Genomic DNA, 3,235 nt, shown 5'->3' with positions numbered 1-3,235 from the left:
GCTGTACATGACCGCGACAGCGCGGATCTGGGAGTCCGCCGACGAGGCGCGCCGTGGTGGGCGGGAGGCTCCGAGGCTGGTCGCGAGCATGGAAGACGGGTCGGAAATCTTCGGCCCCGTGGCGTGGAAATTGACGCTCTCGCAGGCCATTTCGCGCGGTTTGGTTGCCCCTTATCAGGTAGTTTGTGTTGATATTTCCGATCCGGAGTTGCATGCTGCGCAGGCCGGCGGGGACCGGGGCTCGGACCTCGTACGCGGGGCCCGCCTCGCGGCGCTCCAGGCCGGGCTGCTCACGGCCGCCGCGGACGAGAACCTGCGGAAGTGCCTGACCTTCCACTCCCGGATCAGCGAGGCCGAAGCCATGGCCGAAGGGCTGCCCGCGGTCGCGGCGCGGCTGTACGCGCAGGATCCGAAGCGCTACCACCCGGCGGAGCGGGTGTGGTCGTCGTGGCTGTACGCGGAGCACAAGCCGCTCTACCGCAAGGAGCAGCTGGAAGAGTTCGCGTCGAATGTGATCGAGGTGCCGGACGGCAAGGGCGGGACGGTCTGCTATCCGGCGATGTTCAAGATGATCGCTTCCGTTCGTGTGCTCGGGGAAGGCGTCGATTCGAAAGAATGTGATTCTGTCACTTTCTGTGACGCGCGGGGCTCGATGGTCGACATCGTGCAAATGGTCGGCCGGGCGCTCCGCATGCAGCCCGGCGACGGAAAAGTGGCCAGTCTGGTCGTTCCTGTTTTCCTCGCCCCGGGGGAAAGTCCGGGCGAAATGCTGACCTCTCGGGGCGCGGAGACCCTCGCGAAGGTCCTCGGAGCGCTGCGGGCGCACGACACGGACGTGATCGAAGCACTCGCCGACTCCCGCCCGAGGACGGGCAGTTGGAAGCCCGATGACACCGAGGACGGCCTCGACGCGGAGGGCCAGGAGCAGCCGGGCGAGGCACAGGGCCCGAGCAGGCCCGCGCGGGAGCTGCTGAAGTTCTCGACGCCGCGGGATCCGGCGGAGGTGGCCCGGTTCGTGGCGCTGCGGGTGCTGCATCCGGAGACCGACTACTGGCGGTCCGGGCTCGCCGCTGCGATCCGGTACGCGGAGGAGGTCGCGAAGAACGGCGAGCTGAAGGTCCCGTACGACTACGTCACGCCCGCCGAGTGGGCGCCGGGCGGGTTCCCGTTGGGGACGTGGCTGAAGCGGCAGCGCGCGGACTACCGGGCCGGTGACCTGGCTCCGGAGCGCGTGCGGGAGCTGGAGAAGCTCGGGGTGGTGTGGTCGCACCAGGACCACGCCTTCGAGGAAGGGCTGTCTGCGGCGAAGCGGTGGGCTGCCGAGCACGGGCACTTCCTCCCGCCGGCTACCGCAGTCTGGGACGGCTACCCCGTCGGGACATGGGCGAAGAACCTGCGGACGGCGGCCCGGCTCGCGGACGCCCGCGCGGAGCAGCTGGAGGCCGGGCTGCCCGAGGGGGCGGCCACGGGTGGGCTGTCGCCGGAGCGGCGGGATGCCCTTGATGAGATCGACCCAGGGTGGTCGCCGGTGTGGGACGCGGGCTGGCAGCGCTGCATGAGATTGGTGCAGCAGCACCTTGAGCACGGTGGCAGCATGCCGATGGAGGCGGGTGAGGTTGTCGTCCAGGGCGAGGACCTCGGGCGGTGGGTGCAGGGCTGCCGGTTCGGCTGGGACGCGCTGCTGCCCGCACAGCAGTGGTTGTTGGAGAACGCGCTCGGGCTCGAACCGGCGCAGGAGTCGGAGCGGCCGGTGAAGCGCACCCCGGATCACCTGTGGGCGATCAACCTGCGGGCGGCGAAGGCGTTCCACGCCCGTGAGGGGCACCTTCAGGTGCCGAGGAAGCATGTGGAGTCCGTGGAGTCGCACGACGGGTCGGGGGGCGCTCAGGGCGACGCTGACGGCCTTGAGGTGGTGGACGTGAAACTGGGGATGGTCCTGGACAACATCCGCAAGCGCGCCGACAAGCTCAGCGACGAACGCCGGGCGGAGCTGAACGCGTTGGGCATGCGGTGGACCACGGCGAAGAAGGCGGCGGCACGATGAGCACGGACGCGTACACCAGCGGCCCGGTGGACCGGGCAGCGGAGGAAGGGCGGGAGGGGGCTGCGGACAGGGTGCTGGCGGTCGCGGTGTGGTCGTACGCCGCGTTCGCGGTCCGCGTCCGCTTCGACGACGGCATGACGGGGCGAGCTGGGTAACCTTCATCGCGTCGGCGGCATCACAGTTGCTGGTGCTGATCGGAATTTCGCCCCCTGCGGGTGAACTCCTCTGCCGGAGCGTCGACTTGGGGGCACCTGCTCCGCTACGAAGATCACGGCAGTTTGTGATCCCGTAGGCCATTCAGGCGTACTTTCCTTCAGGAGATCGCATCGGTTGGGGGACATGGGCTTACGTGGAAGGCGCTCTTGTCCGTTTCGACACCTTCGGAGCCCTTCATGCGTCATGCCCGTCTCCTCTCCGTCTCCCTCGCGGGCGCCGTACTGACCCTCGGCGGGCCTGCGAGCCTCGGAGCCGCGTCGGCCCCGGCAGCAGCCGGCGCAGGCGCTCGTGCTTTCACCCCGCCCCCGCTGTGCACCCCGGAGCAGGAAACGGTGGGGGCGGCCGATGCCGCGGTGGCCAAGGAGTGCCACCTGAAGCGCGCGGTGCACGCCGCGGTCCGCAAGGCCGTGGTGCAGGCCCAGAACAGGAAGCACCAGCCTCGTGACAAGCGGGCCGCCACGGGTGCGAAAGCGGCTCAGGAAGCGCTCCAGAACCCCGGCAAGTACGCCCCCGGGTACGCCACCGCGTCGGGCGCTTCCGGAACCCTCGGCCAGTCCCTCACCTGCTACATGGAGACCAGCGGCGGTCTCGCGACAGCCACTCGGCGGGCAGCTGACAAGAACTACCCCGGAAGTCCGGCGGAGAAGATTCAGTGGCGTGAGCTCAAGGACGCAGCTTTCGCAGCGTCGAAGAATCTGAAGGACGCGCAGAACGCGGAGGCGAACACCGCCGCCGACACCGCTGAGGCCGCCGCACTCCAGGCACTGGTCGACGCCGCCTGGGTCGGCTGACCTCCCCGAGCCGGAAGCCGAGCACCAGGACCGCCTGCTCTCCCCACAACAGTGCGGCCCCCGGACCAGAGGTGCCCGGGGGCCGCACTGTGCTGGAGACGCTAGTGAGCCGGTCTTGAGTTGTGTGGTCGCCTCGTGAGTCGTGTTCTGTCGCCTCTTGCGGTGTTTGGCTGCGGTTGGTGAG

At 69.3% G+C, this 3,235-nt stretch carries 3 protein-coding genes; all 3 read left to right on the top strand.

The genetic code is table 11. The features are described 5' to 3' along the window. Window positions 1–208: 208 nt before the first annotated feature. The 3 genes from IE269_RS42575 to IE269_RS42565 all read left to right on the top strand — a co-directional run bounded on the left by IE269_RS42575 (window position 209) and on the right by IE269_RS42565 (window position 3,051). Entirely contained in the window at window positions 209–2,044 is a 1,836-nt protein-coding gene (locus tag IE269_RS42575) for a Helicase associated domain protein (RefSeq protein ID WP_318299709.1), read from the top strand. Continuing rightward, a complete protein-coding gene (locus tag IE269_RS42570) occupies window positions 2,041–2,199 on the top strand; it encodes a hypothetical protein (protein ID WP_189828746.1) in 159 nt (52 codons plus the stop codon). The genes IE269_RS42575 and IE269_RS42570 overlap by 4 nt, the downstream gene beginning before the upstream one ends. A 237-nt stretch (window positions 2,200–2,436) precedes the next feature. After that, a complete protein-coding gene (locus tag IE269_RS42565; protein ID WP_189828745.1) occupies window positions 2,437–3,051 on the top strand; it encodes a hypothetical protein in 615 nt (204 codons plus the stop codon). Window positions 3,052–3,235 lie beyond the last annotated feature (184 nt).

The organism is Streptomyces spiroverticillatus (assembly GCA_014650415.1).
Taxonomy (GTDB): Bacteria; Actinomycetota; Actinomycetes; order Streptomycetales; family Streptomycetaceae; genus Streptomyces; species Streptomyces spiroverticillatus.
This window is presented reverse-complemented; position numbering and strand designations above follow the sequence as displayed.